This is a genomic window from uncultured Amnibacterium sp. (assembly GCF_964244015.1).
GTDB lineage: Bacteria > Actinomycetota > Actinomycetes > Actinomycetales > Microbacteriaceae > Amnibacterium.
The window spans coordinates 13,083-38,943 of sequence record NZ_CAXTHO010000015.1 but is presented as its reverse complement, the minus strand read 5'-3'; the positions used below and the strand labels follow the sequence as shown (position 1 = coordinate 38,943).

24 protein-coding genes are annotated in these 25,861 nt (G+C 72.6%); 15 read left to right on the top strand and 9 right to left on the bottom strand.

Annotated elements, in window-relative coordinates; genetic code table 11:
• Positions 1-2,056 (top strand): hypothetical protein (locus tag ACFE67_RS03425; RefSeq protein ID WP_375405472.1); only part of this gene is annotated, 2,056 nt, incomplete at its 5' end.
• A gap of 33 nt (positions 2,057-2,089) precedes the next feature.
• Here the strand turns inward: ACFE67_RS03425 and ACFE67_RS03420 are convergent.
• Genes ACFE67_RS03420 through ACFE67_RS03410 form a run of 3 tightly spaced genes read right to left on the bottom strand, consistent with a single transcriptional unit; the run spans position 2,090 to position 4,985 of the window.
• Complete coding sequence (locus ACFE67_RS03420) at positions 2,090-3,088, bottom strand: hypothetical protein (RefSeq protein WP_375405471.1); 999 nt, start codon at positions 3,086-3,088, stop codon at positions 2,090-2,092.
• Positions 3,085-4,326 (bottom strand): sensor histidine kinase, encoded by a 1,242-nt coding sequence (locus ACFE67_RS03415; RefSeq protein WP_375405470.1) that lies wholly within the window; start codon positions 4,324-4,326, stop codon positions 3,085-3,087. Before ACFE67_RS03415 ends, ACFE67_RS03420 begins: the two co-directional genes overlap by 4 nt.
• Positions 4,323-4,985 carry a response regulator transcription factor gene (locus ACFE67_RS03410; RefSeq protein WP_375405469.1) on the bottom strand — a complete coding sequence of 221 codons (663 nt, stop codon included), beginning with the start codon at positions 4,983-4,985 and terminating at the stop codon, positions 4,323-4,325. Before ACFE67_RS03410 ends, ACFE67_RS03415 begins: the two co-directional genes overlap by 4 nt.
• Positions 4,986-5,161: 176 nt before the next feature.
• On the opposite strand from ACFE67_RS03410, the gene ACFE67_RS03405 reads away from it, so the two are divergent.
• Positions 5,162-5,473, top strand: a complete 312-nt coding sequence (locus ACFE67_RS03405) for a hypothetical protein (protein ID WP_375405468.1) — start codon at positions 5,162-5,164, stop codon at positions 5,471-5,473.
• Here ACFE67_RS03405 and ACFE67_RS03400 read toward each other — a convergent pair.
• Positions 5,467-7,011 carry a sugar transferase gene (locus tag ACFE67_RS03400; RefSeq protein ID WP_375405467.1) on the bottom strand — a complete coding sequence of 515 codons (1,545 nt, stop codon included), beginning with the start codon at positions 7,009-7,011 and terminating at the stop codon, positions 5,467-5,469. The genes ACFE67_RS03405 and ACFE67_RS03400 overlap by 7 nt on opposite strands.
• Positions 7,012-7,299: 288 nt before the next feature.
• On the opposite strand from ACFE67_RS03400, the gene ACFE67_RS03395 reads away from it, so the two are divergent.
• Complete coding sequence (locus ACFE67_RS03395; protein WP_375405475.1) at positions 7,300-8,037, top strand: HAD-IIB family hydrolase; 738 nt, start codon at positions 7,300-7,302, stop codon at positions 8,035-8,037.
• A 181-nt stretch (positions 8,038-8,218) separates the two neighbouring features.
• On the top strand, positions 8,219-9,088 hold the full coding sequence (locus ACFE67_RS03390; protein ID WP_375405466.1) for an endonuclease domain-containing protein: 870 nt from the start codon (positions 8,219-8,221) through the stop codon (positions 9,086-9,088).
• Positions 9,089-9,155: 67 nt separating this feature from the next.
• Here the strand turns inward: ACFE67_RS03390 and ACFE67_RS03385 are convergent, their stop codons facing one another.
• Positions 9,156-9,839 (bottom strand): SOS response-associated peptidase, encoded by a 684-nt coding sequence (locus ACFE67_RS03385; RefSeq protein ID WP_375405465.1) that lies wholly within the window; start codon positions 9,837-9,839, stop codon positions 9,156-9,158.
• A 91-nt stretch (positions 9,840-9,930) separates the two neighbouring features.
• Between ACFE67_RS03385 and ACFE67_RS03380 the strand changes: the two genes are divergently transcribed.
• From ACFE67_RS03380 to ACFE67_RS03355, 6 genes are all read left to right on the top strand, one after another.
• Positions 9,931-10,263: a hypothetical protein gene (locus tag ACFE67_RS03380; RefSeq protein ID WP_375405464.1), complete on the top strand. Its 333-nt coding sequence runs from the start codon at positions 9,931-9,933 to the stop codon at positions 10,261-10,263.
• A 51-nt stretch (positions 10,264-10,314) separates the two neighbouring features.
• On the top strand, positions 10,315-11,274 hold the full coding sequence (gene galE, locus ACFE67_RS03375) for a UDP-glucose 4-epimerase GalE (protein WP_375405463.1): 960 nt from the start codon (positions 10,315-10,317) through the stop codon (positions 11,272-11,274).
• 486 nt (positions 11,275-11,760) lie between these two features.
• Positions 11,761-12,081, top strand: coding sequence for a WhiB family transcriptional regulator (locus tag ACFE67_RS03370; RefSeq protein ID WP_375405462.1), 321 nt, complete (start codon positions 11,761-11,763; stop codon positions 12,079-12,081).
• A gap of 279 nt (positions 12,082-12,360) precedes the next feature.
• Positions 12,361-15,417 carry a glycosyltransferase gene (locus ACFE67_RS03365; protein ID WP_375405461.1) on the top strand — a complete coding sequence of 1,019 codons (3,057 nt, stop codon included), beginning with the start codon at positions 12,361-12,363 and terminating at the stop codon, positions 15,415-15,417.
• Positions 15,414-16,943, top strand: a complete 1,530-nt coding sequence (locus tag ACFE67_RS03360) for a DUF5719 family protein (protein WP_375405474.1) — start codon at positions 15,414-15,416, stop codon at positions 16,941-16,943. The genes ACFE67_RS03365 and ACFE67_RS03360 overlap by 4 nt, the downstream gene beginning before the upstream one ends.
• A 159-nt stretch (positions 16,944-17,102) precedes the next feature.
• Positions 17,103-18,323 (top strand): acyltransferase family protein, encoded by a 1,221-nt coding sequence (locus tag ACFE67_RS03355; protein ID WP_375405460.1) that lies wholly within the window; start codon positions 17,103-17,105, stop codon positions 18,321-18,323.
• 32 nt (positions 18,324-18,355) lie between these two features.
• Here the strand turns inward: ACFE67_RS03355 and ACFE67_RS03350 are convergent, their stop codons facing one another.
• The 4 genes from ACFE67_RS03350 to ACFE67_RS03335 all read right to left on the bottom strand — a co-directional run bounded on the left by ACFE67_RS03350 (position 18,356) and on the right by ACFE67_RS03335 (position 21,313).
• Positions 18,356-19,138, bottom strand: a complete 783-nt coding sequence (locus ACFE67_RS03350) for a polyprenol monophosphomannose synthase (protein ID WP_375405459.1) — start codon at positions 19,136-19,138, stop codon at positions 18,356-18,358.
• 99 nt (positions 19,139-19,237) lie between these two features.
• Positions 19,238-19,900 carry a class F sortase gene (locus tag ACFE67_RS03345; protein ID WP_375405458.1) on the bottom strand — a complete coding sequence of 221 codons (663 nt, stop codon included), beginning with the start codon at positions 19,898-19,900 and terminating at the stop codon, positions 19,238-19,240.
• Positions 19,893-20,741, bottom strand: a complete 849-nt coding sequence (locus ACFE67_RS03340) for a DUF4397 domain-containing protein (protein ID WP_375405457.1) — start codon at positions 20,739-20,741, stop codon at positions 19,893-19,895. The genes ACFE67_RS03345 and ACFE67_RS03340 overlap by 8 nt, the downstream gene beginning before the upstream one ends.
• A 131-nt stretch (positions 20,742-20,872) precedes the next feature.
• Positions 20,873-21,313 carry a metallopeptidase family protein gene (locus tag ACFE67_RS03335; protein ID WP_375405456.1) on the bottom strand — a complete coding sequence of 147 codons (441 nt, stop codon included), beginning with the start codon at positions 21,311-21,313 and terminating at the stop codon, positions 20,873-20,875.
• An 80-nt stretch (positions 21,314-21,393) separates the two neighbouring features.
• On the opposite strand from ACFE67_RS03335, the gene ACFE67_RS03330 reads away from it, so the two are divergent.
• The 5 genes from ACFE67_RS03330 (at position 21,394) to ACFE67_RS03310 (ending at position 25,843) form a co-directional block, all read left to right on the top strand.
• A complete protein-coding gene (locus tag ACFE67_RS03330) occupies positions 21,394-21,678 on the top strand; it encodes a DUF3499 family protein (protein ID WP_375405473.1) in 285 nt (94 codons plus the stop codon).
• Positions 21,679-21,736: 58 nt separating this feature from the next.
• Entirely contained in the window at positions 21,737-23,239 is a 1,503-nt protein-coding gene (gene ahcY, locus ACFE67_RS03325) for an adenosylhomocysteinase (RefSeq protein WP_375405455.1), read from the top strand.
• A gap of 82 nt (positions 23,240-23,321) precedes the next feature.
• On the top strand, positions 23,322-23,480 hold the full coding sequence (locus ACFE67_RS03320; protein ID WP_375405454.1) for a hypothetical protein: 159 nt from the start codon (positions 23,322-23,324) through the stop codon (positions 23,478-23,480).
• 253 nt (positions 23,481-23,733) lie between these two features.
• Positions 23,734-24,531 (top strand): glycosyltransferase family 2 protein, encoded by a 798-nt coding sequence (locus ACFE67_RS03315; protein WP_375405453.1) that lies wholly within the window; start codon positions 23,734-23,736, stop codon positions 24,529-24,531.
• 91 nt (positions 24,532-24,622) lie between these two features.
• Positions 24,623-25,843: a glycosyltransferase gene (locus ACFE67_RS03310; protein ID WP_375405452.1), complete on the top strand. Its 1,221-nt coding sequence runs from the start codon at positions 24,623-24,625 to the stop codon at positions 25,841-25,843.
• Positions 25,844-25,861 lie beyond the last annotated feature (18 nt).

Genomic DNA, 25,861 nt, shown 5'->3' with positions numbered 1-25,861 from the left:
GGATCCGGGCAGGAGCGCACCGCACCGGATCTGCTGGTTGACTGTCGTCCCGACGGGCTCCGGGGGAGGCGCGTCGGACGGGGGCACGATGACGGAGGTCGCGGCGGAGACCGCGCGACCGCGGCGTGGCCGGCGCTTCGACCTGCTCGCGATGCTCACGATCGGCGTGGTGATCGTGGCGGCGGCACTGCTGCCCGCCGTCACCGCCAACTCCGGCGAGACGACGACCGTGCGCGGCGACGTCACGCTCGGCGGGCAGCCGCTGGCGTTCTTCCCCGTCGGGTTCTGGACCACCGCCGGGACGACCACGGCAGGGACCGCCGTCGTCCAGACGACCACGGACGCGAACGGCGGCTTCACGTTCGACGTGTCGGCGACGCTCGACGGGTACGCCTACGCCGGCTCGACGCCCGATTCGCAGCACGCGATCCTCGAGCAGGACGGTAGAGCGGTCGTGCGCGGCATCATCAGCTCGACCGGCGCCGCGACGCCCGCCGCGCCGTTCTACCAGGGGCTCCCGACCGCGACCGCCCGCAGCCTGTCGGGCGGAGCGTCTCCGGTGCACTTCCGCCTGCAGGAGGCCGGCCGCATCGCCGGCACGAGCCCGGTGGCGGGCAGCGGTGTCCAGGCGGTGCAGGTCCGCCGAGCGGACAACTCCGTCGTGCAGACCCTGCGACTCGACTCGAAGTCCCGGTTCTCCTCGATGCTGCTGACGCCGGGCCAGTACGGCGTCGTGCTGGTGCCGAAGGCGCCGAACCTGCCGACGGTCGCGAACGCGATCGTCCGGAGCGGAGGCACGACCTCGGTCACGCTGCCGACCCCGGTCACGGGCGCGACGGTCTCCGGGACGGTGCGCACGGAGATCGGCCAGGTCGGCGCGGGCATCCCCGTGCTCCTGGAGCAGGACGACGCGGTCCTGGCGTCGACCACGACGTCGAGCTCGGGCGACTGGTCCTTCGCGGGCATCGACTCGGGGGACTACTCCGTCGAGGTCGGCCGCTTCGACGAGCCCGCCGCCTCCGGTGCCGCCGCCGTCGAGGTCCCGATCCCCGGCGCGACCTCCACGCCCACACCGACCGTGCCCACGGCGTCGCCGAGCCCCCCCGCGGCCAGCGGCACGCCCGAGACGGAGGCCATCGCTCCGGTGGAGCGCACCGCCGACGCAGTGCTGCCGCAGACCTTCCCCCTCACGGTGCCCGCGGCGCTCGGCCAGATCGGCGTCGATACCGAGGTGGAGGCCGCCGGCCGCATCGACGGCACCGTCAGCCGGCCGGAACCCACCGCCGGCACGGAGTCCGCAGCCGTTCGGGTCGTGGTCGAGGAGGCCTCGACCGGTCGGTTCGTGCGGGCGGCGACGGCCGCTGCGGACGGCAGGTACAGCGTCGGCGGGCTGACGCCGGGTGCGCGCTACCGGATCTGGGCGGTCACGGAGCCGGCCGATCCGGCGCTCGCGCAGATCGGCGACGCGACCACGGTGGCCGAGACCACCTCCATCACCGCGGACGTCGTCATCACGGAGGCGGCGCTGGAGCTGACCGGGACGGTCGCGAACGGCGCGGGCGGGCAGGTGGTCGCGGGCGACGCGGCGCTGCTGCAGCGGACCAGCACGGTCGACTCCTCGGGTGCCTACGCGCTGCAGGGTCTGGTGCCCGGGGCCTACCCGGTCGTGGTCAGCGGAGGCGGACGGGCGGCGTCCCAGCCCGCCGGCGTCGTCGTCCGTGTGGGGCAGTCCGTCGTCGACCTGCAGGCCGGACCGAAGCCCGCCGAGTTCCAGGGCCGGTTCATCTCGGACGGCGCCGGGGTGCCCGCGATCACCGGGACCGCCGTCGATGCGAGCGGCGACGTGGTGACGTTCGGGCCGAGGACCACCGGCGGGTACGTGACGATCGGCGGCCTCGCACCCGGCACCTACGAGTACGACGCGGACTCGTTCCGCGGATCCGTGCCCGCGCTGGACGGGCCCTGGTACTTCTCCGCGCCGACCGGCGGATTCAGCCTGAGCGACGGGGCGACCGTGGACGTGGGACCGATCGTGCTGCGCCTCCACACCCACTAATCGGAGACGGCACTCCCGCGCCTCCGTGCAGCGCTACTGGAAGACCTCGGCGTCGCCCTGGTCGTCGCCGACCGCGCTGACGCGGACGCCACCGCCCGCGGTGTCGCGGAGGCGGCCGACGAATCCGCCGTCGACCGTCTGCTCGAGGCGGCCCGCGAGCCAGTGCACCGCCTGCGCGCGCGCCGCGTCCGTCGCCTCGTCGGCCTCGTCGAGCAGCAGCACGTTCACCCCGCGTCGCCGCGCGGAGTCGATGACGGGGCGCAGCTCGGAGGCGCTGAGCCGCGGCGTGCGGATCTGATCCCGCAGCGCGCCCTCCAGCACGATCATCTGCCTGCGGTCCTCAGCGCTCAGCCGCCTGCCCTCGGCGATCGCGCGGAGCGTCGGACCGGCCTGCTCCAGCACCTGCTCGACCGCGCTGCGCCGGGCACCTGCGCGGGCTCGCGCGACGTCCTCCTCCGTCCGCCTCCTGCGCTGCACCGCGCGGAACGCCACCGATGCCGCGTTCGAGCGCCGGAGGCTCGCGGCCAGCGCCGTGCCGACGGCCAGCGTCGCGATGTGCCGCACGATCAGCCCGACGCCGACCGCGAGCGGCCGGTCGCCGAGCGCCGCCCAGCCGACGCACGCCACGACGAGCACCACCATCGTCAGCCACGCGGTGCCGAACCGGCCCACGATCGACAGCCCGAGCAGGTCGAACGCGATCGCGCCGAAGAACCACGCGTCGTACCCGTCCGGTCGGGCGATGTCCGCGATCGACGCCAGCCCCACCACTGCGGCGGCGGCGAGCACCACGCCGATCCCGATCGACTGGCCGCGGGGGAGGTCCAGCGAGCCGCGCCTCATCAGGACCCACTGCGGCGCCACGACCAGCACGAGGCAGACGGCGTCGAGCAGGTTCCCGCCACTGGACGTGACCGCGAGGATCAGGTGCACCAGCACGAAGAGCGCGAAGTAGACGACACCACCGCTCAGGATCGAGCGGAGCAGCCACTCCGCTCGCGCCGCGGGGACGAGCGGGGAGGCCGCGCTCACCGGGTCCACCGCACCGTGACCCGGGTGCCGACGCCGGGCTGCGACACGACGGAGGCCGCGCCGCCGGGCAGCGCGCGCATCCGCCCCTCGATGCTGTCGCTGAGTCCCAGCCGGCCGGCGGGCACCGCCGCGCGCTCGAAGCCCACGCCGTCGTCGAGCACGTCGATGTCCGTCGACTCGCGGCCGACGTGCACGTGCACCGTCCGGTTCGCGGGACCGGCATGCCGTCGGGAGTTCCGCATCGCCTCCTCGGCGGCGTCGATCAGCGCCTCCACGGCCTCGCCCGGCAGATCCGGCGAGTCGTCGAGGTCGTAGTTGAACAGCGACTCCGGCAGCAGCTCGGTCGCGATCGCCTGCAGCTTCCAGACGAACAGCTCGCCGGACAGGTCCGCGGGCGCGAGGTCGTCGCGGAGGAGGGCCTGCAACCCCTCCAGCGCACGCTGCGCGTCACGCCGCTCGAGCCCGCCGCTGCCGGGGATCTCCCGCGCCGCGGTGAGCAGCGTCGCCAGCACCCGGTCGTGGACCAGCTCGTTGATGCGCGACCGCTCCCGCTCGCGGGCCGCGTCCGCCGCCGCCGCGACCGTCGCCTCCTCGGCCGCCGCCTCGGACACGTCCGCGGCGCGGGCGGCGGCGAGGCTCGAGACGCCGAGCGCGATGAACGTCAGCGTGAACAGGAAGACGTACAGCGCGCTCTGCACCCCGTCCGCGCTGTCGCCCGCGGTCGGGATCGGCAACCGGTCGACGAACGTCAGCGCCGCGCCGGCAGCAGCGACGACGACGGCTCCCCACGCGTCCACGGCGAGCACGGCCGAGATCAGCCCGAGCCCGCTGATGTTCGCGAACCAGATCGGCACCGTCAGCGGGTGGACCGGCATGAGCACGAACGGGACCGATGCGAGCACCACCAGCGTCCCCGCGACGTTCACCCGAGCGATCACCGTGAGCACCGACAGCGGCAGCAGGAGTGCGCCGATGCCGAGCGCGACGGACGGCAGCACGCCGACGACGAACGCGGACGCCGTCCACCAGACCGGCCAGAGCTCCTCCTGGTCGGCGATCGACGGCGCCGCCAGCAGCCCGAACAGCACGGCGCTCGGCAGGAACGCGAGCGCGAGCGCGCGGTAGACCCGCTCCTCCGCCCGCTGCCCGGCGATCCGGCGCAGGAGGGAGGAGGGCGGCGGTACGGCGGCGTCCGCCGGCATCGTCCGCGGGAGGCGCTGGTCGGCGGGGGCGCTCACTGCACGTTCGGAGCGGGGAGGAATCCGTCCTCGACAGCGCGCTTGTACAGATCGACCTTCGTGACGGCCGGGCGACCCGCGCGGGCGTACTTCGCGCGGATCCGGCGGAGGTAGTCCTCGATCGTGGACAGGGCGATGCCGGCCTGGTCGGCGACGGCCTGCGCGGTGTTGCCGTCCGCGAAGAGCGCGAGCATGCGCTGCTCCTGCCGCGACAGCCGGGCGTCGGTGATCAGCGGATCGTTCTCGACCGTCGATGCCCACTCGGCGGTGATCACGGGCTGGCCGTGCGCGGCGCGCAGCAGCGCGGTCGTCAGCGCGTCCAGCGGCTCGCTCTTCCGCACGATGCCGAGCACCGGGGTGCGGGCGACCGCCCGGAGGAGGTAGGGGCTCTCGCCGCTGGTGAACGCGATCACGTTGCAGCCGGCGGCCATCAGGCGCTCGACGTTGTTCGCGGGGGCCGATCCGTCGGCGAGGCGCAGGTCGAGCACGACGAGGTGCAGCCGCCCGGCGGCCCGGGCGAACAGCGCGTCGACCGTGGCGGCCGACGCGACGAGCTCGAGCTCCTGCGTCTGCCGCAGCGCCGCGTGCACGGCGGCGGCGATGACCTCGTGGTCGTCGACGAGCCCGACCCGCAGCGGTGCGATCGCTGGAGATGGCATGATTCTCGCCTCCATCCGGTCTCGTCGTCGAGGGGGACCTTCGACCAGCAGGCTATCGAAGCGCGCGGCCCGTGCGAGGGCGCGGGCCCGGCCGGATCGCGCACGAGCGTCCGACACGCCGTGAGCAGGGCGCCACCGGGAGTGTCGCTTCGACCCGCTGAGCGGGAGGGGTGATCATGGACGGCGTCGGGGTCCCGGTGCAGTTGCGCCGGGTGCGCTCCCTGTCTCACGTGCCGGGGGATGCGGTGGCGGTTCGGGATCGCGTGGTCCGATGGATGCTCGGCTGCGGTGCGGTCGCGGCCCTGCTCACCTGGTACTGGGTCGGGGCCTGGCCGGCGCTGGCCCTGGTCCTGCTGGCCCTCGTCGGCGCCTCCGTCGTCTACCGGATCGAGCCGCCGACGATCCACCTCGACGCCCCGAGCGAGGATGCTGCGGACCGCGAGCGGTCACGCAGCCGTACGGCGGATCGGCCGGGCGGAGGTCAGTAGGCGCCGTCCTTGCCGAGGACGGCTTTGACGGTCTTGAACAGGATCACGAAGTCGGTCGTGATGGACCAGTTCTCCACGTAGTAGAGGTCGAGCTTCACGCTCTCCTCCCACGTCAGGTTCGAGCGGCCGCTCACCTGCCAGAGGCCCGTGATGCCCGGCTTGATCAGCAGCCGGCGGTTCACGCGACCCTCGTACGCCGCGACCTCGCGCGGCAGGGGCGGCCGCGGGCCGATGAGGCTCATCGTGCCGTTCAGCACGTTGAACAGCTGCGGCAGCTCGTCGAGGGAGTAGCGGCGGATGAACGCACCGACGCGGGTGATCCGCGGGTCCTTCCTCATCTTGAAGAGCAGCCCCGCGCCCTGGTTGTCCCGCTCGAGTCTGGCGAGCTGCGCCTCCGCGTCCACGACCATGCTGCGGAACTTGAACATCGTGAAGCGCTCGCCCGCGACGCCGATGCGATCCTGGCGGAACAGCACCGGACCGTGGTCCTCGAGGAAGACCGCGAGCGCGACCGCGGCCAGCACCGGGGAGAGCAGGAACACGGCGAGACCCGCGAGGCAGAGGTCGATCCCCCGCTTGATGGTGTGGTTCAGGCCGGCGTACTGCGGCAGGTCCACGTGCAGCATCGGCAGGCCGTCGACGGGGCGCATGTGGATGCGCGGACCGGCCACGTCGGTGAGGCGCGAGGTGAGGATCAGCTCGGTCTTCGAGTTCTCGAGCTGCCAGCCCAGGTCCTGGATCGCCTCCTTGCCGCCGGGCAGCTCGCCCGCGACGATGACGGCCCGGGTGTGGCTCGCGCGGACCGTGTCGGACAGCGTCGCGAAGTCGACGAGCGGCACGTTCTGGCCGTCGGCGGCGGCGAACTCCGCGCCTCCGGTGCCGTCGGTGTAGGCGACGCCGACCGGGCGGTACCCGGCGTGGTGGTGCTTGATCAGGTCGTTGGTGACCCGGGTGGCGTCCTGGTGGTTGCCGACGACGACCGCCCCGATGAGGCAGAGGCCCTCACGGCGGCGCGCGATCAGCCAGGACCGCCACAGGAACCGCTCCGCGAGCAGGAGCACGAGGCCGACCGGCAGCGCGACGAGCAGGTAGCCGCGGGCGACGTCCGGCCGCAGCAGCACGATGATGACGGCGAACGCCCCGAACGCGTAGCCCGTCGCCTTCGCGACCCGCTGGTACTCGGCCGTGCCGGAGCCGAGCACGCGGATCTCCCGCGACCGGTTCCCGGCGAGCATGCCCATCCAGACCAGCCCGAGCACGATCCCGATGGTGGCGTACCCGTCCATGCCGTTGCCGTTGCTGGCGGTCCGCAGGATGTGCCACGGCGTGACCCCGAACTTGACCGACTGCGCGAACAGGAGTCCGAGGGTGATCGCGGCGAGATCCGTGCCGACGAGGGCGAGGCGGTAGCCCCGGCGCCACCCGATCCGCTGCACGGGGACCGTGAGGTCCGGGGTGGCGAAGGTCGAGGCGCCGAACGCGTTCGACCGACTCAGCCTGCCATCGGGCAAGGCGTCGCCGAGGGCTCCTGATTCCATGAATCCTCTGTCATGTGGGGCCGCGTGGGAGCGCGGCGTGGCCAAGGTGGTGAGCTCGGGCTTCATTACCATTGGCTCCAGACTCGCCCATGGTTTCCCCCGAACGGGGGGTAGCGCAACTACGCAGGTGTAGGCCGGGCGCGCCGTTACCTGTTCGTTACAGAGTCCTGGATCTCGGTAACACACCTGATGACAGGCCGGTAGCCCCCGTTTCGCGTCCCTCGTGGCCGGTGGGTGGCGTGCTCTAGCGTGACCAGGGTGGTGACCCCCGTGACGATCCGGCCCCGGATGACCGCCTTCGATCTGGACGACACGCTCGCCCCGTCCAAGGCGCCCCTGCCGGATCCGGTGCGCGAGGCGCTGCTGCGGCTGCTCGCGGTCACGGAGGTGTGCGTGATCTCCGGCGGCCAGATCGAGCAGTTCCGGACGCAGGTGGTCGCCCGGCTGGGCGCCCTGCCGGACGCGCTCGCAGCGCGCCTCCACCTGATGCCGACGTGCGGCACGCAGTACTGGCGGCTCACCGCGGGCGGGCTGACGTGCGTGTACGCGGAGGACCTGACCGACGACGAGAAGCAGCGCGCGCTCGCGGCGGTCGAGGAGGAGACGAAGCGGCTCGGGCTGTGGGCGGCCGACACCTGGGGGCCGGCGCTCGAGGACCGCGGCTCGCAGATCACCTACTCTGCGCTCGGGCAGCAGGCGCCGCTCGACGCGAAGAAGGCGTGGGACCCCTCCGGGGAGAAGAAGAACCGGATCCGGGCGGCCGTGCAGGCGCGGGTGCCGGATCTGGAGGTCCGCAGCGGCGGCTCCACCTCCGTCGACATCACCCGGCAGGGCATCGACAAGGCGTACGGCATGCGGAGGCTCGCGGAGCTGACCGGGATCCCGTACGCGGACACCCTCTTCATCGGCGACCGCCTCGACCCCGACGGCAACGACTACCCGGTGAAGTCCTTGGGCATCCCGACCATCGCGGTGAGCAGCTGGGAGGACACGGTCCGGCTGATCGACGAGATCACCTCCCGCTGACCTCTCACCTCCCGCGCTCGAGCGCGGACTTGCCACTGGATGCCCTTTTCACGGCGCGCACAGGGCGTCGCGTGGCAAGTCCGCGCTGGTGAGTCGGCGATCCGCTCCTCCACAGGGCGGAATCGTCCGCGTGACAGGGGTCCGGTCGTTCTTGGTGGGGGAGCGGAGGCAGCCTCGGGCCGTGACCGCCGCCGATGATCCCTTCAACGTCCGTGACGCCGCCGCTCGGGGGCTGTCGAAGAAGCAGCTGCGCTCGAAGCAGCTGAAGGCGCCGTTCGTCGCGGTACGGACGTCCGGGCCGCTGGACACCGTGCTCGACACCGCCCGTGCGTACGCGCAGCGGATGAACGCCGCAGCCTTCTTCTCCCACATCACCGCTGCGGTGCTCTGGGGCATCTGGCTGCCGTCCACGCACGAGCGCAGCAGGTGGCTCGACGTGTCCGTGCCCCCCGGCGTCCGCGCTCCTCGTGATCACCGGGTGCGGGGGCATCACCTGATCCCACGGCCCGGCCAGATCCAGATCGTCCTCGGCTTCCGGGTCGCGAACGAGATCGAGACCTGGTGCCAGCTGGCGCAGATCCTCGGCCTCGAGGATCTGATCGTCGCGGGCGAGTGCCTCCTCGCGAAGAACCGGCGCAGACCCCGCATGGTGTGGGAGCTGGAGGCGGCCGTCGCGGTCGGGGGTCGCCCTCGGCAGGCGCTCCTGAACCGCGCGCTGCCGCTGCTCCGCGCCGGCGTGCGGTCGGCGATGGAGACGCGGCTCCGTCGGCTCCTCGTCGAGGCCGGGCTGCCCGAGCCGGAGATCAACAGGGAGATCTTCGATGCAGCGGGTGTGCGGGTCGGCGAGTGCGATCTGGTCTACGTCCTGCAGCGGGTCGTCGTCGAGTACGAGGGACGGCAGCACTTCGAGGAGCAGGCGACCCGGGACGACATCCTGAAGTACGAGCGCCTGCAGGACCTCGGCTGGCGGGTCATCCGGGTGACGAAGGACGACATGCGCGATCGCCGGGAGGAGACGGTCGCCCGCGTCCGCGCCGCCCTCGCATCCTGAGCCGCGGACTTGCCACTGGATGCCCCTCCAGCGCGAGAGAAAGGGCATCCAGTGGCAAGTCTGCGCGTCAGGAGAGGGGGGCGATGAGGGTGGGGGCGTTGTTGCGGACGCTGTTCGCGGCTCGGCTCACCTCGTGGTGCTGCAGCGTGTCCGCGACCGACAGGGACTCGTCCTCCAGCAGGTCCAGGAGGTCCGCCGAGGTCGCGTCCTCGGCCAGCCAGGCGTCGTACGCGGCGGGGGAGAGGCAGGCCGGCATCCGGTCGTGCACCTCGCCGGGCGCCACGTGGGCGTCGCGGGTGATGATCGCCATCGTGATGAGCCAGCGGTCCGGGTCGTCGGGCGCTCTCGCGTGGTCCGCCCACGCCGACAGCACGCCGGCCATCGCGAGCCCCGCCTCCGGCGCGTGGATGAAGTGCGGCTGCTTGCCGGTCGGCGTCAGCACCCACTCGTAGTAGCCGAGTGCCGGCACGATGCAGCGCGATCGCGCGAAGGCCCGCTTGAACATGCCCGACGTCGCCACCGTCTCGATCCGGGCGTTGATCGGCTGCGGCTTCTGCCTCGGATCCTTCGCGTAGGAGGGGAGGAAGCTCCACCGCACCTCCGACAGCAGCCGCTCGCCGTGCCGGTCCCTGACGACCGGCACCAGTGCCGTCGGCGCGACGTTGTAGTCGTCCGGCAGACCACCGAGCCCGCCGAGCAGCTCCGGCAGCAGATCGGTCACGGACTTCGTCACGACGTACCGCCCGCACATGGACCCCATCCTCCCGGTCGGTGCCAGTTCATCGGCAGTTCACCCGCCTGTCCGAGGCCGCCAATAGCGTCCAGGAGGAGGAAGGAGCGACATGACGATCGCACTGCACGCACCGCTCGGCCGGCCCGCCGACGACAGCGTCACCTGGCGCGCCCTCCGCCGCGGGTTCTGGGTCGCCCGTCTCGACGGCAAGCACCTCGGCACGATCGAGCACGGCCGCCGCTGGATCGCCTCCGACGCGGAGGGCGAGCCGATCGGTGCGTTCCGCAGCTTCCGGGAGGCGCAGGCAGCCGTCGCCGACCCGGCCCGGCATCGCGTCCCGGTCCGGCCAGCGACCGCCGCCGGACCCGCGCTGGCCGTCGTCGCCCTCAGCGTCGCAGTGATGCTCGGCGCGGGGTGGGCGTGGGCCGCCCTCCTGCTCTGATCCCGGCACGGCCCGCCTGCACCGTCGGACCCCGTCGATAGGGTCGGCGACATGACCTGGTTGGTGACCGGCGGCGCCGGATACATCGGGGCGCACGTCGTGCGGGCGCTCGGCGAGGCGGGCCTCGAGCCCCTCGTCATCGACGATCTCTCGAGCGGGCACCGCGAGTTCGTGCCGGCGGACGTCGAGTTCGTCCACGGCTCGATCCTCGACGGCGAACTGCTCAGCCGCACGTTCGAGGAGCACGACGTCGACGGGGTGATCCACGTCGCGGGATTCAAGTACGCGGGCGTCTCGGTGCAGCAGCCGCTGCACACCTACGCGCAGAACGTGACGGGGACCGCCGTCCTGCTGGCGGCGATGGCCGACGCCGGCATCGGCCGGATCGTGTTCTCCTCCTCCGCGGCCGTCTACGGCACGCCCGACGTCGACCTGGTCACCGAGTCGACGCCGAAGAACCCGCAGTCGCCCTACGGCGAGTCGAAGCTCATCGGCGAGTGGCTGCTCGCCGACCAGGGGAGAGCGGCCGGACTGGCGCACACCGCGCTGCGCTACTTCAACGTCGTCGGGTCCGGCACGCCGCAGATCCGGGACACCAGCCCGCACAACCTCTTCCCGCTCGTCTTCGACGCGCTGCTCGACGGGCGCACACCGCGGATCAACGGCGACGACTACCCGACCCCCGACGGCACCTGCGTCCGCGACTACATCCACGTCGCGGATCTCGCCGTGTCCCATGTCGCGGCCGCCCGCCGCCTCGCCGCCGGCGACGCCGTCGAAGCCGTCTACAACCTCGGCTCCGGCGACGGCGTCAGTGTCGGCGAGATCATGCGCACCGTCGCTGAGGTCACCGGCATCGCGTTCGCTCCCGAGATCACCGCACGACGCTCCGGCGACCCCGCACGGATCGTCGCGTCCGGGGACCTGGCGGCACGCGACCTCGACTGGTCGATGCGCCACTCGCTCCGCGACATGGTGTCGTCCGCCTGGGATGCCCGCCGCGCAGCCTGATTGGCGTGTCGGATTCGACATCTGTTATTCGGCTGTGATATCACGCGAGAAAACGGCGAATTTCGCCGTTTTACCCCCCGTTCGGGGGGCACGACAGGTGCCCCATTCGGAATAGGTCGAACGGGGGTTCGAAGGAGATGACCCCCCGCTCCTGCCCCGTTTGTAACGGTCATGTTACGAAGCGACTGTCGTTATCGGCGTGTCGTCAGCATTCGATCCTCCCTTGAAGGTTGATCGTCGCACACGGGTTCCTACTGGAGCATTCAACCGAAAGTCCTGATCACGACGGTGCTTCGGAGTCGTTCTCGACTGCCGCTATGCACCGGTTGAGCCTGGTGATCCGCCTGCTTCTGCAAGCGACCTGAGGTGTGGCTGAGCACATTGCGTGGAGATATTCGGCCTTGCGCTGTTCTGAATCACCTGTGTGTAATTACGTCCACGCATTCGGGGCGCGGGGCTCCGGATGCATTGAGAGGACGATCTTCGATGACCGTTTCCCCCTATCAGGCATCTGTTCCGACCGACTGGTTCGTCGACCCCATCAACCTGGGTGTCCCGAAAGTCCGTCGCGTCACGGAGGACGACACCGAGCCGCTCGGCTGGCAGGCCGACTCGCTCTGCGCGCAGACAGATCCTGAGGCGTTCTTCCCGGAGAAGGGTGGATCGACGCGCGAAGCGAAGCGGATCTGCTCCTCCTGCGAGGTCCGCTCCGACTGCCTCGAGTACGCGCTGCAGAACGACGAGCGCTTCGGCATCTGGGGCGGGCTCTCCGAGCGCGAGCGCCGCAAGCTGCGCAAGACGGCCTGAGCACAGACGCTGACGCCACGGGCACGGCCGCAGACCCACCGACGGGTCGGCGGCCGTGTCGTGTTCCCGGCTGGTGCGCAGCGTGACGCTCGCGGCCCTGGACGAGCAGCGACCAGCGTCGAGCGGGTGGTGCGGCTGGGTGGTGAGCTTCCGGGTGGTCTCGAGGCTCGCTTCGCTCGCACCTCGACCACCGGGAGCCCTGGCGGAACGGCGCGACGGTCTGGGCGCTGGCGGCGCGGCGGCTCCGCGGCGCGCCCGGCGCGCACCTAGCGTGGTCTGATGCCCATGTCCGTCACCGCGATCCTCATCGCGGCGGACGGGGCCGACTACCTGCGTGAGACGCTCGACGCGATCACGATGCAGACGCGGCTGCCCGACCGACTGGTCGTCGTGCAGCTCGGCAACAGCCCGGTCACCAGCTCGATCATCGAGGGGGTGGAGCCCACCGTGCACGCCCGCGTCGCCGCCCGGGCCGGCTTCGGGCACGCGGTCGAGACCGGGTTCAAGTCCTCCGGCGTCGACGCGACGGAGACGGAGTGGCTCTGGCTGCTCGCCGGCGACAACGCTCCCGAGCGCACAGCGCTCCAGCGCCTTCTGCACGCGGTCGAGTCGGCGCCCTCGGTGGCGGTAGCCGGCCCGAAGCAGATGCAGTGGGACGCGCCCGACTACCTCCGGTCCTACGGCGAGACCATGACGCCGTGGGGGACCGCCGTGGAGATGGCCGAGCCCGAGCTCGACCAGGCGCAGTACGACCGGCACAGCGACGTGCTCGCCGTCGCGGCCGGCGGGATGCTCGTGCAGGCCGCCGCCTGGAAGCGGCTCGGGGGCTTCGACCGGGCGCTGCCCGCGGTCGACGACGCCCTCGACTTCTGCATCCGTGCGCGCCTCGCGGGGTACCGGGTGCAGCTCGTGCCGGCGGCCCGGGTGCTGTCGGCCGGCATCGACGCACCGGGCACGCGGCTGCTCGGGGCTGCCACGACCGAGCCGCGGCGCGTCCTGCTGAGGAGGGAGGCGCAGCTGCACCGGCGGCTCGTCTACGCCCCGCTGCCGCTGGTCCCGCTGCACTGGCTCTCGATCCTGCCGATCGCGGTGTTCCGCGCGATCGGCCAAATCCTGCGGAAGCGACCGGGCTCCGCGCCCGCGGAGGTGCTCGCAGCGCTCCTGATCATGAGCACGCGCTTCGCCGCCATCGCGCGGTCGCGCAGCCGCATCGCCCGGGACAGGAAGGCCGGCTGGGCGTCGATCGCCCCCCTCCGGCTCCCGTGGCGGGAGGTCCGGCACCGGCGCGCGCTCGCACGGGACAACACCCGGCCTGCGAGCCATGAGGAGTCCCTGCACTTCTTCACGAGCGGCGGCATGGCGACGGTGCTCGCGATGCTCGTGCTGTCGGTCGTGCTGTTCCAGCCCCTGGTCGGGGCGGAGGCGCTGACCGGCGGTCAGCTGCTGCCGCTCGGCGACTTCCAGTCGCTGTGGCGGAACGTCGGATGGGGCGTGCATCCGCTCGGCGGCGGTTTCGTCGGACCCGCCGATCCGTTCACCGCAGTCCTGGCCGTGATGGGCACGACCACCTTCTGGCACCCCTCCGCCGCCGTCGTGGCGCTGTGGCTGCTGGCCCTGCCCGTCGCAGCAGCCGGCGGCTGGCTCGCGACCGCGCGGTTCACGAGGCGGCGCCCGCTGCGCGTCGTCGGCGGGCTGCTCTGGGCGGCCGCGCCGACCCTGGTCGTCGCGCTCGACGCCGGTCGCATCGGCGGCGTGCTCGTGCATCTCGCGGCGCCCTTCCTGCTGCTCGCCGCGTTCAAGGTGCGGTCCTCGTGGACCGCCTCCGCCTGGCTCGGCCTGCTCGGCGCGCTGATCGCCGCGTCCTCGCCGAGCCTGCTCCCGCTGCTGCTCGTCGCCTGGGCCGCCGCGGTCGTGCTCGGCCTCGCCGTGCGGACGGGGGAGCGCAGCCGGATCGCACGGATCCTTCCGCTCCCCCTGCCGACCCTGGTGCTGTTCCTGCCGCTGATCGCCGAGCAGGCGACCCACGGGCGGCTGATCGGCGTGCTCGCCGACCCCGGCCCGGTCACGCAGTCCGCCGTCGCGACGCACCTGCTCGGCCTGTCCGACCGGACGGCGACCGTGCTGCAGCTCGCCGCCGGCTGGCCGTCGTGGGCGATGGGCGCCTGGCAGGGGCTCACCTCGCCGCTCGGTCTCGGGTCCGGTACCGCGGCGCTGTTCGTCTGGGCGCTCGGGGTCCCGCTGCTGCTGCTCGCCCTGATCGGGCTGTTCTGGCCGAAGCAGAGCGTGCCCATCCGCGTCGGCGTCTTCGGGGTCGGTGGCCTGGTGATGGCCGTGCTGGCGACGCGCCTGCAGGTCGTGTCGATCGGCTCGACCCCGGTGTCCGCCTGGCCGGGAGCCGGTCTCAGCCTCGCGTGGCTCGCGGCCTTGGAGGCGGCGGTGTGCGGCCTCGACCGGCTCGCGGCTGCGGGCAACGTCCCCGTCCCGCTGCGCGGTCACGCGCACACGGCGGCCCGCGTGCGCTCCGGCGGCGCCGCCCTGATCGGCTTCACCGCCGTCGCCGCGATGCTGACCGCCGTGTCGCCGCTCCTGGTCGGCGTCCTGCTCGGCACCACCGCCGTGCAGCCGGGATCGACGGCCACCGTGCCGGCGCTCGTGGCCGCGGAGGGGGAGCAGGATCCGGACCTCGGGATGCTGACGCTGACGCCGCAAGCCGACGGCGGCTACCGCAGCCGGCTGACGAGGGGCCAGGGCAGCACGCTCGAGACGCTCAGCACCCTGGAGTCCACCGCCGGCTTCGGCGACTCCGCCGGGCTGGCTGAACTCGCCGCCGGCCTGGTGCAGCCGACCGGCGACGACCTCGCGGCGGCCCTCGATGCATACCGCATCGGGTATGTACTGCTGCAGCCCGGTGCCGGGGCGACAGCGTCGACGGCGCTCGCCGATACCCGCGGAGCGCTCGGTGCGAACCCGGTGCTCTCCGTCGTGTCGACCACCGCCGTCGGCACGCTCTACCGGTTCGACGACCTGAGAACGACCGGCACGATCCGGCTGCTGCAGACGCCGACCAACACCGGCAGCCCGATCGGCGTCGCGGTGCTGCTGGTCCAGGCGATCGTGTTCGGCCTGACCGCGCTGCTCGCGCTGCCCACCTCCAGGATCACCCAGCGCTTCCGCCCCCTCCCGACGTCCGGGACGACGACGGCGGGCACCCGCCCGGTGTCCGAGCGGGTCCCCACCGTGATCCGCACACCCGAGCAGGCGATGGCCCGCGAGCTGCAGACCGCGGGTCCCGGGCAGCCGGAGCAGCAGCGGGAGGAGGTGGGCTCGTGGCGATGAACGGTCGGGTCATCGGGGCGACGGCCCTCGTCGCCGCCGGCGCCCTCGCCGCAGCGGTCGTCGGGCAGCTGCCCGCGTTCGGCGTCGCCGACCAGACGCAGCGGGCGACGCCGTCGTCCGCGCCGCAGTCCCTCGCCTGCCCGGGCCCGGCGATCGCGGTCGGCGCCGACCCGGCGGACGCGGCCGCGCTCACCGCGACGGGGGTGCCGGTGCGGGTGGCCGGGACCGTCGGCGGGACCAAGCCGAAGACGACCGTGCTGAAGAAGGGCGAGGTCAGCGGCGGCGCCGGGCCGAGAGCCCTCAGTGCGCCGGCAGCGAGCACCGCCGGCGCGATCGCCGCCGCACAGTCCGAGCGGGTCGCGGTCGGTGACGCCGCCGGGCTCGTCGCGACCTCCTGCACGGTGCCGCAGAGCGACGTCTGGTTCGCCGCAGGGGCCACGACGACCGGTCGCACCACCGTGCTGACCCTGTCGAACCCGTCGTCCGTGCCGGCGGAGGTGACCGTGCACGTCTGGAGCGAGGACGGGCCGGTCGACACCGCATCGTTCGGCGAGCTCGTCGTGCCCGCGAAGGGTCGGACGGCCGTCTCGCTCGCCGGAGTGGCGCCGTCCGCGGGCGGCACCGTGGTCCGCGTCACGTCGACCGGCGGCCGCGTCGGCGCAGCGCTCGAGCAGCGGACGGTCCGCGGCCTCGAGTCCGGCGGCGTCGACCTGACCGGCCCCACCGCCGCGCCGGCGCTCACGCAGGTCGTGCCCGGGGTGCGCGTCGCGGGGGCGGCGGCCGTCGCGTCCGCGCAGCGCGCCGCCGACTCCGCCGATCTGCAGACGGTCGTGCGCGTGCTCGTGCCCGGCCGGAGGGCGACCGACGTGTCGATCACCGCGACCTCCGACGCCGGCGGGCAGCCGATCGTGCTCGGCCGCAACGTCGCGGGCGGCGTCGTCACCGACTTCCCGGTCACCGGGCTGACGGACGGCACCTACACGGTCCGCGTCACGGCCGGGCAGCCGGTCGTGACCGGGGTCCGCACCTCCGTGGTCGGCGACGCGCGCGCCTCCACCGCACCGGACGACCCGGCGACCGCCGGCGGCGGCTCGGCCTCCACCGCGGTCGGCACCGACGCCGGGCTGGTCGGCGGTGACGGTCCCTCGGACACGGCGGGCACCACGTCGACGCCGACCGGCACCTCGGCCACCTCCACCGCTCGCGGGATCGACCTCGCCTGGTTCGCCGCCGCACCGCGCCTGTCGGCGACCGCGGCCGTCGCGGTGGTCGCCGCCCCGTCGCCGCTGCTCACCATCGCGAGCACCGGAGCCGCCGCGACCGTCCGGCTCTCCGGCGCGACCGACCGCACGGTGCAGGTGCCCGCGAAGGGCGCGATCGCCGTGCCGGTGACCCGCGGCCTCATCGTGCTGCGCGGCGCCGCAGGGCTGGTCGCCGGAGTCAGCTACGCCGGGCCCGACGCGGTCGCGGGCTACCCCGTCGCGGCCGCCGACCAGGCGGCGCGCGCCGTCCGCATCTCCCGCTGACCTGGTTCGCGGATCCGCAGTTCTCTCCCGGATCCGCACGAACCGGGTGAGGCGACGGAGCGTGCGTTCGACGGCGTGCCGGGGAGGAGCTGCGGATCCGCGAACGATGCGCAGGAGCTTCCCGGCCGACCCGTCGGAGGGAGCGGGTAGCGTTCCCGGATGCCGGCCGAGGTGACGCAGGAGCAGGTGCGCGCGCCGACCGCGGTCGTCGCGACGCCGGCCGTGCCGCGCAGGAGGAACCGGGAGCGAATCCACGCGCTCGATGGGCTGCGGGGGATCGCCGCGTTCATCGTGGTGCTGCACCACGTGCTGCTGATCGCCCAGCCGGTGTCGCAGCCGCCGGGGGAGCCGGCGGTCTGGAGCGGCTGGTGGTGGATCGAGCGCACGCCGCTGAAGCTGCTCACCGCCGGTCACGAGGCCGTGATCGTCTTCTTCGTGCTGTCCGGCGTGGTCGTCGTGCTGCCGGCGCTGAAGCGCGCGGACTTCTCCTGGCCGGGCCTCGTCGCGAACCGGGTCGTGCGCCTCCTGCTGCCGGCCTGGGCCGCGATCGTGTTCGCCACGATCCTGCTGGTCGTCGTGCCGCGGGTGCCCGAGCAGGTCACCGCCGGCACCTGGCTCGCGCGGCAGGTGCAGTCGGACTGGAGCCTGCGGAAGCTCCTCGGCGAGTACTCGCTCATGATCGGCAGCGTCCCGTACGACAACGTGCTCTGGACCCTGCGCTGGGAGCTGCTGTTCTCCCTCCTGCTGCCCGGCTTCCTGGTCGTCGCCATCGTGCTGCGGCGCTGGTGGCTGCCGACCGGCCTGCTGGCGCTCGGGCTCGGCGTCGCCGGCACGGTCGGCGGCATCGAGGCCATGCAGTACCTGCCGGTGTTCTTCCTCGGCACGCTGGTCGCCGTGAACCTGCGGAAGCTGGAGGGGTGGAGCGCGTCGCGCCGAGCGCGGCGGCTGCTCGCCGTGCTGCTGCCCGTCAGCGCGCTGATGCTGATCAGCCAGTTTCTACTGGGTGGCGTGGTCCACGAGGGCACCGGCGGCGCCCATGCGCTCCGCGGGCTGGAGGCGCTCGGCGGGGTCGGTGTCGTGGTCTGCGCCGGCGCGGCGACCGGGTTCCGGCGCTTCCTCGAGCGGCGGGTACCGCAGTTCCTCGGCCGGATCTCGTTCAGCCTCTACCTGGTGCACCTGCCCCTGCTCGCGAGCATCACCTGGCTGCTCGGTGACTGGAACTGGCCGGTCGCGGGCCTGATCGGCGTCCCGCTCGCCGTGCTGGCGGGATGGGGGTTCTTCCGCATCGTCGAGAAGCCGCTGCACCGCGTCGCCCGGTCCGCGAAGCGCGGGTCCGCGCGTGCGGTCGAGCGGTACGTCCGGAGCTCCAGGGCCGCCTGACCGGTCCGCGGATCGGCGGAGGGCAGCAGCGCTCAGACGACCCGGGAGCTGTTCGCCCGCACGGAGCGGAGGCGGCGTCGATGCACCACGAGCTCGAACGCCGCGCGGAGGCGCCGGCGCAGGCCCCACCACGCGACGAGGCGCAGCGATTCCGCGACGATCGCGCCGTCCATCTTCGAGACGCCGTGGACCCGCTCGGTGAAGACGATCGGCACCTCGATGACGGTCAGGCCGGCCTGCAGGGCGCGCCAGACGAGGTCGACCTGGAAGCAGTAGCCGTGCGACGCGACGTCGCCGAGGTGGATGCGCCGCAGCGCCTCGGCGCGGAAGGCCCGGAAGCCGCCGGTCGCGTCGCGGATGTCGATCCCGAGCGCGAGGCGGGTGTACCAGTTGCCGCCGCGGCTGAGCAGCACGCGGCGACGGGGCCAGTTCTCGACCCGGCCGCCGGCGACCCAGCGGGAGCCGAGCGCGAGGTCGTGGTCCGTCAGCTGCCCGAGGAGGCGCGGCAGATCCTCCGGGTGGTGCGACCCGTCGGCGTCCATCTCGACGATCGCCTCGTACCCGCGTTCGAGCCCCCAGGCGAACCCGGCGAGGTAGGCGGGACCGAGGCCCTCCTTCGCGGCGCGGTGCAGCACGTGCACGCGCGGCTCGGTCGCCGCGAAGCCGTCTGCGAGCTCACCGGTGCCGTCGGGGGAGGCGTCGTCGACGATCAGCAGGTGCACGTCGTCGGGCGTCGCGGCGAGGGCGCGGGCGACCACGATGGGCACGTTCTCCCGCTCGTCGTACGTCGGGACGATCACCAGTGCTCGCAGCATGACGCCCGAAATCCTCCCATGGCCGTAGCGCTCCTGCCGAGCGCTGCGTGGCGCGCGAGACCACCGATTCCCGCGCAGCTGCTCCCCACCCGGCGCGGGTCAGCCCGCTTCGGAGGCGGACACCACCACGTTCTCGCTGTAGATGTTGCGGGCGTCGTCCCACGGTCCGCCGCAGGTGATCACGCGCAGCTGCGGGTCGGGGGTCGGGCCGTACACCGCCGCCGTCGGGAATTCGGACTTCGAGACCGCGCGCACGTCGTCGACGGTGAAATGCACCGTCGAGCCGTCGTCCATCACGACCGTGATGGCGTCGCCCGGCTGCAGCTCGTCGAGCCGATGGAACACGGCGACCCGATCGACCCAGTCGACGTGGCCCGCGATGACGGCCGGTCCGGTCCGGCCCGGCACCGTCCCCTTCGCGTACCAGCCCGCCTTGTCGAGCACGGTCGAGGGGGGTGCCGCCAGCACGCCGTCGGCACCGCGGGCCAGGTCGATCAGCCCCGCGTCCACCTTGATGGAGGGGATCACGATCTTCACAGGGCGGGTCGCGGTGGTCGCCTGCGCGTCGCCGGCGGCGGGATCCTGGAACCCCGCCGCCTTCGCCGCGCCCGGGCGCACGGTCGGGACCGGTGCCGGTGCCGGGGTCGATGTCGCGGCCGGAGCGCTGGAGGCGGCGACGGTGGTCGAGGCGGTCGCGCACCCCGTCAGCGCGAGCGCGGACGCGAGGACCGCGCCGGCGAGCAGCGCGCGACGGTCACGCACGGGCGCGGCGGCGGACGGCGACGCCGGTGACAAGACCCGCGGCGGCGAGCAGTCCGAGCCCGCCGGCGGTCAGGATCAGCTCGCGTCGCTGGTCGGCCTGGTGCGCGAGGTATCCGCCTCCGGTCGCGAGGTAGCCCTTCGGCACGCCTCCGACGCTCGCGGAGTCGAGCACGCGCCGCAGCACGATCCCGCCGCTCGCATCGTCGAGCACGAGCACGCTCGCGATCTGTCCCGCCTCGAGCGCGACCGTCGCGGTGGTGGTCTTCGTGCCGCCCACCGCGGTGAGCTTCCAGGTGCCGGCCGTGACGTCGGCGTAGGGGGAGACCGTGGTGGTGGTCGCGTCGGAGACGATGGTCGTGGCCGGCGCCGCCGTCACGGTGACCGGAGCCGCCGCGGTGGAGGCCTGCACGACCCGCACCCGGGCCTTGCCGGACTTCGGCAGGGTCAGCGAGTCGTCGATGACCTTCGTCTTCAGGTCCGCGTTCGTGCCGAAGACCGCGACGGTGGCGGCGCGTCCGGCCGTGACGGTCACGAACGTCTGCACCACCGGGGTGCTGGACGCGGAGCCGCCGGCCGGGCGCATCGCGACGGCGTAGTTGCCGACGGGGAGCGGCAGGTACTTCGAGACGGCGCCGTAGGACACGTCGTCGACGGCGAGCACCTTGCTGCTGCCGCCGAGGGAGGCGAGGCGCACATCGACCGGCCTCGTGTCGGGGGAGAGGTGCGCGACCCGCACCCATCCGGTCGGCGTCGCCGCGACCGCGGAGGTGGGGACGGCGACGAGGGCGAGGACGGCGATCGCGACTGCGACGACGGCGATGCGAATACGACTCGTGGGCATGGGGGACCGCTCCGATCGGGTGCGTCTGGTGGCCGATGCCCGTGGGTGCGGGACCGGCCGTGCACCGGTGCTTCGGCGAGGATCGCCCGTGCGACGGGCCGGATCACCGAACGCTCAGCGAACGCGGAGCTTCAGAGGTGCCGGAACCGGTCCGGCGCGAGGTCCCACGGGTCGCGGCCGAGCAGCTCGGCGACCGCGCGGAACACGCAGCTCTCGACGTACATGCGCTGGTGCGCGCCGTCGTCGATGTGCAGGTGGGAGAGCCGCTCGATCGGCAGGCGGTAGAGCACGATCCGCTTCGCATGCTGGTCGACCCACCAGCGGTCGAGCCCGGTCGGGCTGATCACCCTGGGGATCCCGGCGATCTCGAACGAGACGTCCGCCAGATCCTCCGGCCACAGCCCGCGGAGGTAGTCGGCGGTCTCGGCGACGGAGCCCTCGAACGTCTCCGCCCGGGTGCGGAGGACGGGGAGGTGCGGGCCGGTGACGGAGGAGCGCAGGCCGCGGCCGTGCCGGTTCCGGAACCCGCCGCGCGGAGACGGCGCGTGGGACACGCGACGCGAGCGGGCCATGCCGGGTGATGGTACGCGCCGCGCCGAGGGATGACGAGATCGTGACCGGGACGCGTGCCTACCATGCGGTCGTGGTGACCATGCGACCCTGCTCGCGCCAGACCTGTCGCCGGACCGCGGTCGCCACCCTCACCTACGTCTACGCGGACTCGATGGCGGTGCTCGGTCCGCTCTCCGCCTCGCCCGAGCCGCACAGCTACGACCTCTGCGAGCACCACGCTGAACGGCTCTCCGCGCCGCAGGGCTGGTCGGTCCTCCGCATCAGCGCCCCGCACGACGAGCTGGCCAGGACCTCCGCCACGGCATCTGATCAGGCTTCACCTTCACGGAGTTCCGGCGGGGCTCCGCTGCGCAGAACTCCGTAGGACGATGAAACCTGCGGGACCGAGCACGTGACCTCGCCGGGTCTGGGATGATGCTCGGATGACTCTTCTGGAGACGTCCCGCGATTCGGAGCCCCACAGTTCGACCCTCGAGTACCGGGTGGCCGATCTCGAACTCGCTGAGGCGGGTCGACACCAGATCCGCCTCGCCGAGCAGGAGATGCCCGGCCTGATGGCGCTGCGCGACCGCTACGGCGACACGCGGCCCCTCGCCGGTGCCCGGGTCGCCGGCTCGCTGCACATGACCGTGCAGACGGCGGTGCTGATCGAGACCCTGACGGCCCTCGGCGCGCAGGTGCGCTGGGCGAGCTGCAACATCTTCTCCACGCAGGACGAGGCGGCGGCGGCCGTCGTCGTCGGCCCGCACGGCACACCGGAGGCCCCCAGCGGGGTCCCGGTCTTCGCCTGGAAGGGCGAGACCGTCGAGGAGTACTGGGACTGCGCCGACCGGATCTTCGACTGGTCGGAGGAGGCGGTCGCCGAGGGCGGCGACTACCTCGGCCCGACGATGATCCTCGACGACGGCGGCGACGCGTCGATGCTCGTGCACCGCGGCGTGAAGTACGAGCGCGCCGGCCGCGTACCCCAGACGAAGGACGACGACGGCGCCGAGCTGAGCGCGATGTTCGACGTGCTGCGGCGCTCGCTCGACCGCGACCCGGAGCGGTGGCAGCGCATCGCCAAGGACATCCGGGGCGTCACGGAGGAGACGACGACCGGTGTCCACCGACTGCACGAGTGGGACCGCGACGGCGAGCTGCTGTTCCCCGCGATCTCGGTCAACGACTCGGTCACGAAGAGCAAGTTCGACAACCGCTACGGGATCCGCCACTCGCTCGTCGACGGGCTGAACCGGGCGACCGACGTGCTGATCGGCGGCAAGACCGCGTACGTCGTCGGCTACGGCGACGTCGGCAAGGGCGCCGTGGAGGCGCTGAAGGGCCAGGGCGCGCGCGTCATCGTCGGCGAGGTCGACCCGATCACGGCGCTGCAGGCCGCGATGGACGGCTATCAGGTCGTCCCGCTCGAGGAGGTCGCCGGCCAGATCGACATCCTCGTCACGGCGACCGGCAACGACAAGGTCGTCACGGTCAAGGATCTGCTGTCGCTGAAGCACCTCGCGATCGTCGCGAACGTCGGCCACTTCGACACCGAGATCGACGTGGCCGGCCTCGAGCACCTCGAGGACGCGACTCGGATCCGCATCAAGCCGCAGGTCGACGAGTGGCAGCTGCCGACCGGCCGCAGCATCATCGTGCTGTCCGAGGGCCGCCTGATGAACCTCGGCAACGCGACCGGTCACCCCTCCTTCGTCATGTCGATGAGCTTCACGAACCAGGTGCTCGCGCAGCTCGAGCTGTGGACGACGCCGGAGGCGTACCCGGTCAGCGTCGCGACCCTGCCGCGCGTGCTGGACGAGGAGGTCGCGCGTCTGCACCTGGACGCGCTGGGCGTGCGGCTCATCCGCCTCTCGAAGAAGCAGGCCGCCTACCTCGGCGTCGACCGCGACGGCCCGTTCAAGTCGGACACCTACCGCTACTGAGGGCGAACATCGACGGGCCCGGGTGCTGAGGCGCTCGGGCCCGTCAGCGTCTCGGCCTGTCCGCACTGCGCAGCTGTCGGGCATGGATGCACAGCGTTTCCACAGCGTCGCGATTCCCGAACGCGTACCCGAATTGCATTCCTCGCGTTCGGATGAGAAGCCGAACTGGATTGGATTCGGCGATGAGCAGGACCGGATTGCGCCGCGCGCGCTGTCTTCTGCGCTATCGGACCTGATTTGAGCGGGGCTCTCCAGCGCACCAACAGCGATTTTGACCAGCAGAATCGCGTTTTCCGGCCCTCACTCGGCGTGCGGGCTGGGCGAAAGCCCACACTCGCTCAGCCCTGATGAATCCGTGGGTTACTGTCTCGTCTGTCAACGACGAACCCCCGGACGGTATGTCGGTGACTCCCCATTCGCCGCCTCCAGCTGTGGGTCGAGTCATCCCCCGCTCCGTCACCGCGATTCCGACGCGTGACACACGAAGGACACCTGTGCCCTCCTCCGCACCCACCGTCAGCATCGTCGTCCCCGCACGCAACGAGGCCCGCAACCTCGAGGTCGTGCTGCCGCTGCTGCCGGCCGTCCACCAGGTCGTCCTCGTCGACGGCCACTCGGTCGACGACACCGTCGAGACCGCCCGGCGCGTGATGCCCGGCATCGAGATCGTGCAGCAGACGCGCAAGGGCAAGGGCAACGCCCTGGCCTGCGGCTTCGCCGCGGCGACCGGCGACATCATCGTGATGTTCGACGCGGACGGGTCCGCCGACCCGAACGAGATCCCGGCGTTCGTCCGTGCGCTCGTCGAGGGCGCCGACGTCGCGAAGGGCTCCCGCTTCACTCGCGGGGGCGGCAGCGAGGACATCACGCGTTTCCGGTCGCTCGGGAACCTGTTCCTCAACACGATCACCAACGTGCTGCTCGGCAGCCGGTACACCGACCTCTGCTACGGCTACAACGCCTTCTGGCGTCGCCTCGTGCCTGGCCTGCACCTGCCCGACCACACGGTCGAGGCCGCCGACACGATGATCTGGGGCGACGGGTTCGAGATCGAGACCGTGCTGAACTGCCGGTTCTTCCTCGGCGGCGCCCGCATCGTCGAGGTCGGCAGCGTCGAGAAGAGCCGTATCTTCGGCGAGAGCAACCTGAACGCGATCCGCGACGGCTTCCGCGTGCTCCGCACCATCCTGTCCGAGCGCAGCCACGCCCGCAGCACCGCCCGTCGGGCGGCCGTCGCCGGTGCCGAGCTCGCCCACGCGATCGACACGAACGCCGCTCGGAAAGCGGCATGACCATCGGCCGCACGCGGCCGGTCGAGCAGGTCTCGGGGTGGTCTCGAGGCTCGCTTCGCTCGCACCTCGACCAGCGGGGTACCGGGCGCGCATGAACGCCATCGTGACGTCTCTGCACCCCCGCGATGACCGCCGGCCCCGCGTCATGGTCGTCGGCGCCGGCTGGCGCTTCACCTCCGGCATCAGCTACTACACGTGCCGGCTCACCAACGCGTTCGCCGAGGCCACCGACACCAGCGCGCTGCTCATGCGTCAGCTCGTGCCGACCCGTCTCTATCCCGGCCGCGCCCGCGTCGGGCAGGCCGTGAACACGCTCGACTACGCCCCGAGCGTGCACGTCTACGACGGCGTCGACTGGTCCTGGGGTCGCAGCATGCGCGACGCCGTGCGCTTCATCACCGCCGAGCGCCCCGACGTGCTCGTGCTGCAGTGGTGGACCGGCGCCGTCCTGCACTCCTACCTCCGCCTCGCCCAGCTGGTCCACCGCTACGGCGGCCGCGTGATCATCGAGTGGCACGAGGTCCAGGACACGGGCGAGGCCCGTATCCCGGGCGTCACGCGGTACGTCGTCGCCGCGATGCGGCAGCTGCTGAAGCGCGTCGACGGGCACGTCGTGCACTCGCAATACGATCTCGAGCTGCTGCGCCGCACCTACCCGCTGCCCGACGACCGCGTCGTCATCGCCCCGCACGGGCCCTACAACCACTACGACCAGTCGGACACGACGGAGCACGAGGGCGACTTCGTCTTCCTCTACTTCGGCGTCATCCGCCCCTACAAGGGCGTCGAGGACCTCGTCGCCGCGTTCGAGCGACTGCCGGAGGCGGTCCGCAGCACCTCCCGTCTGGTGATCGTCGGCGAGCTGTGGGAGGGCTGGACGGCACCGCTCGAGGCGGTCGCCGCGAGCCCCGCGAAGGACCGGATCACCGTCGTCAACCGCTACGTCGACGACGAGGAGGTCGCGGCGCATTTCGCCGCGGCCGACGCCGTCGTGCTGCCGTACCGGCGCTCCTCCTCCTCCGGCCCCCTCCACATCGCGATGAGCGCCGGCCTGCCGGTCGTGGTCGCAAGCGTCGGCGGCCTCGTGGAGGCGGCGGGCGACTACGCCGGCGTCAGCTTCGTGCCGACGCAGGACCCCGCCGCGCTCGCGACCGCGATGGCTGCGCTGCCGGCGACGCGAGGCGAGCGATTCAGCGATCCGCACAGCTGGGACCACACCGTCGACGCCTACGGCGAGCTGCTGACGCGGCTCGGCGTCCCCGGTCTCAGCAGCGCCTCGTCGACCGACGCGCCCGAGCGCCGCGGCGCCTGAGGCACCGGATGACCGACG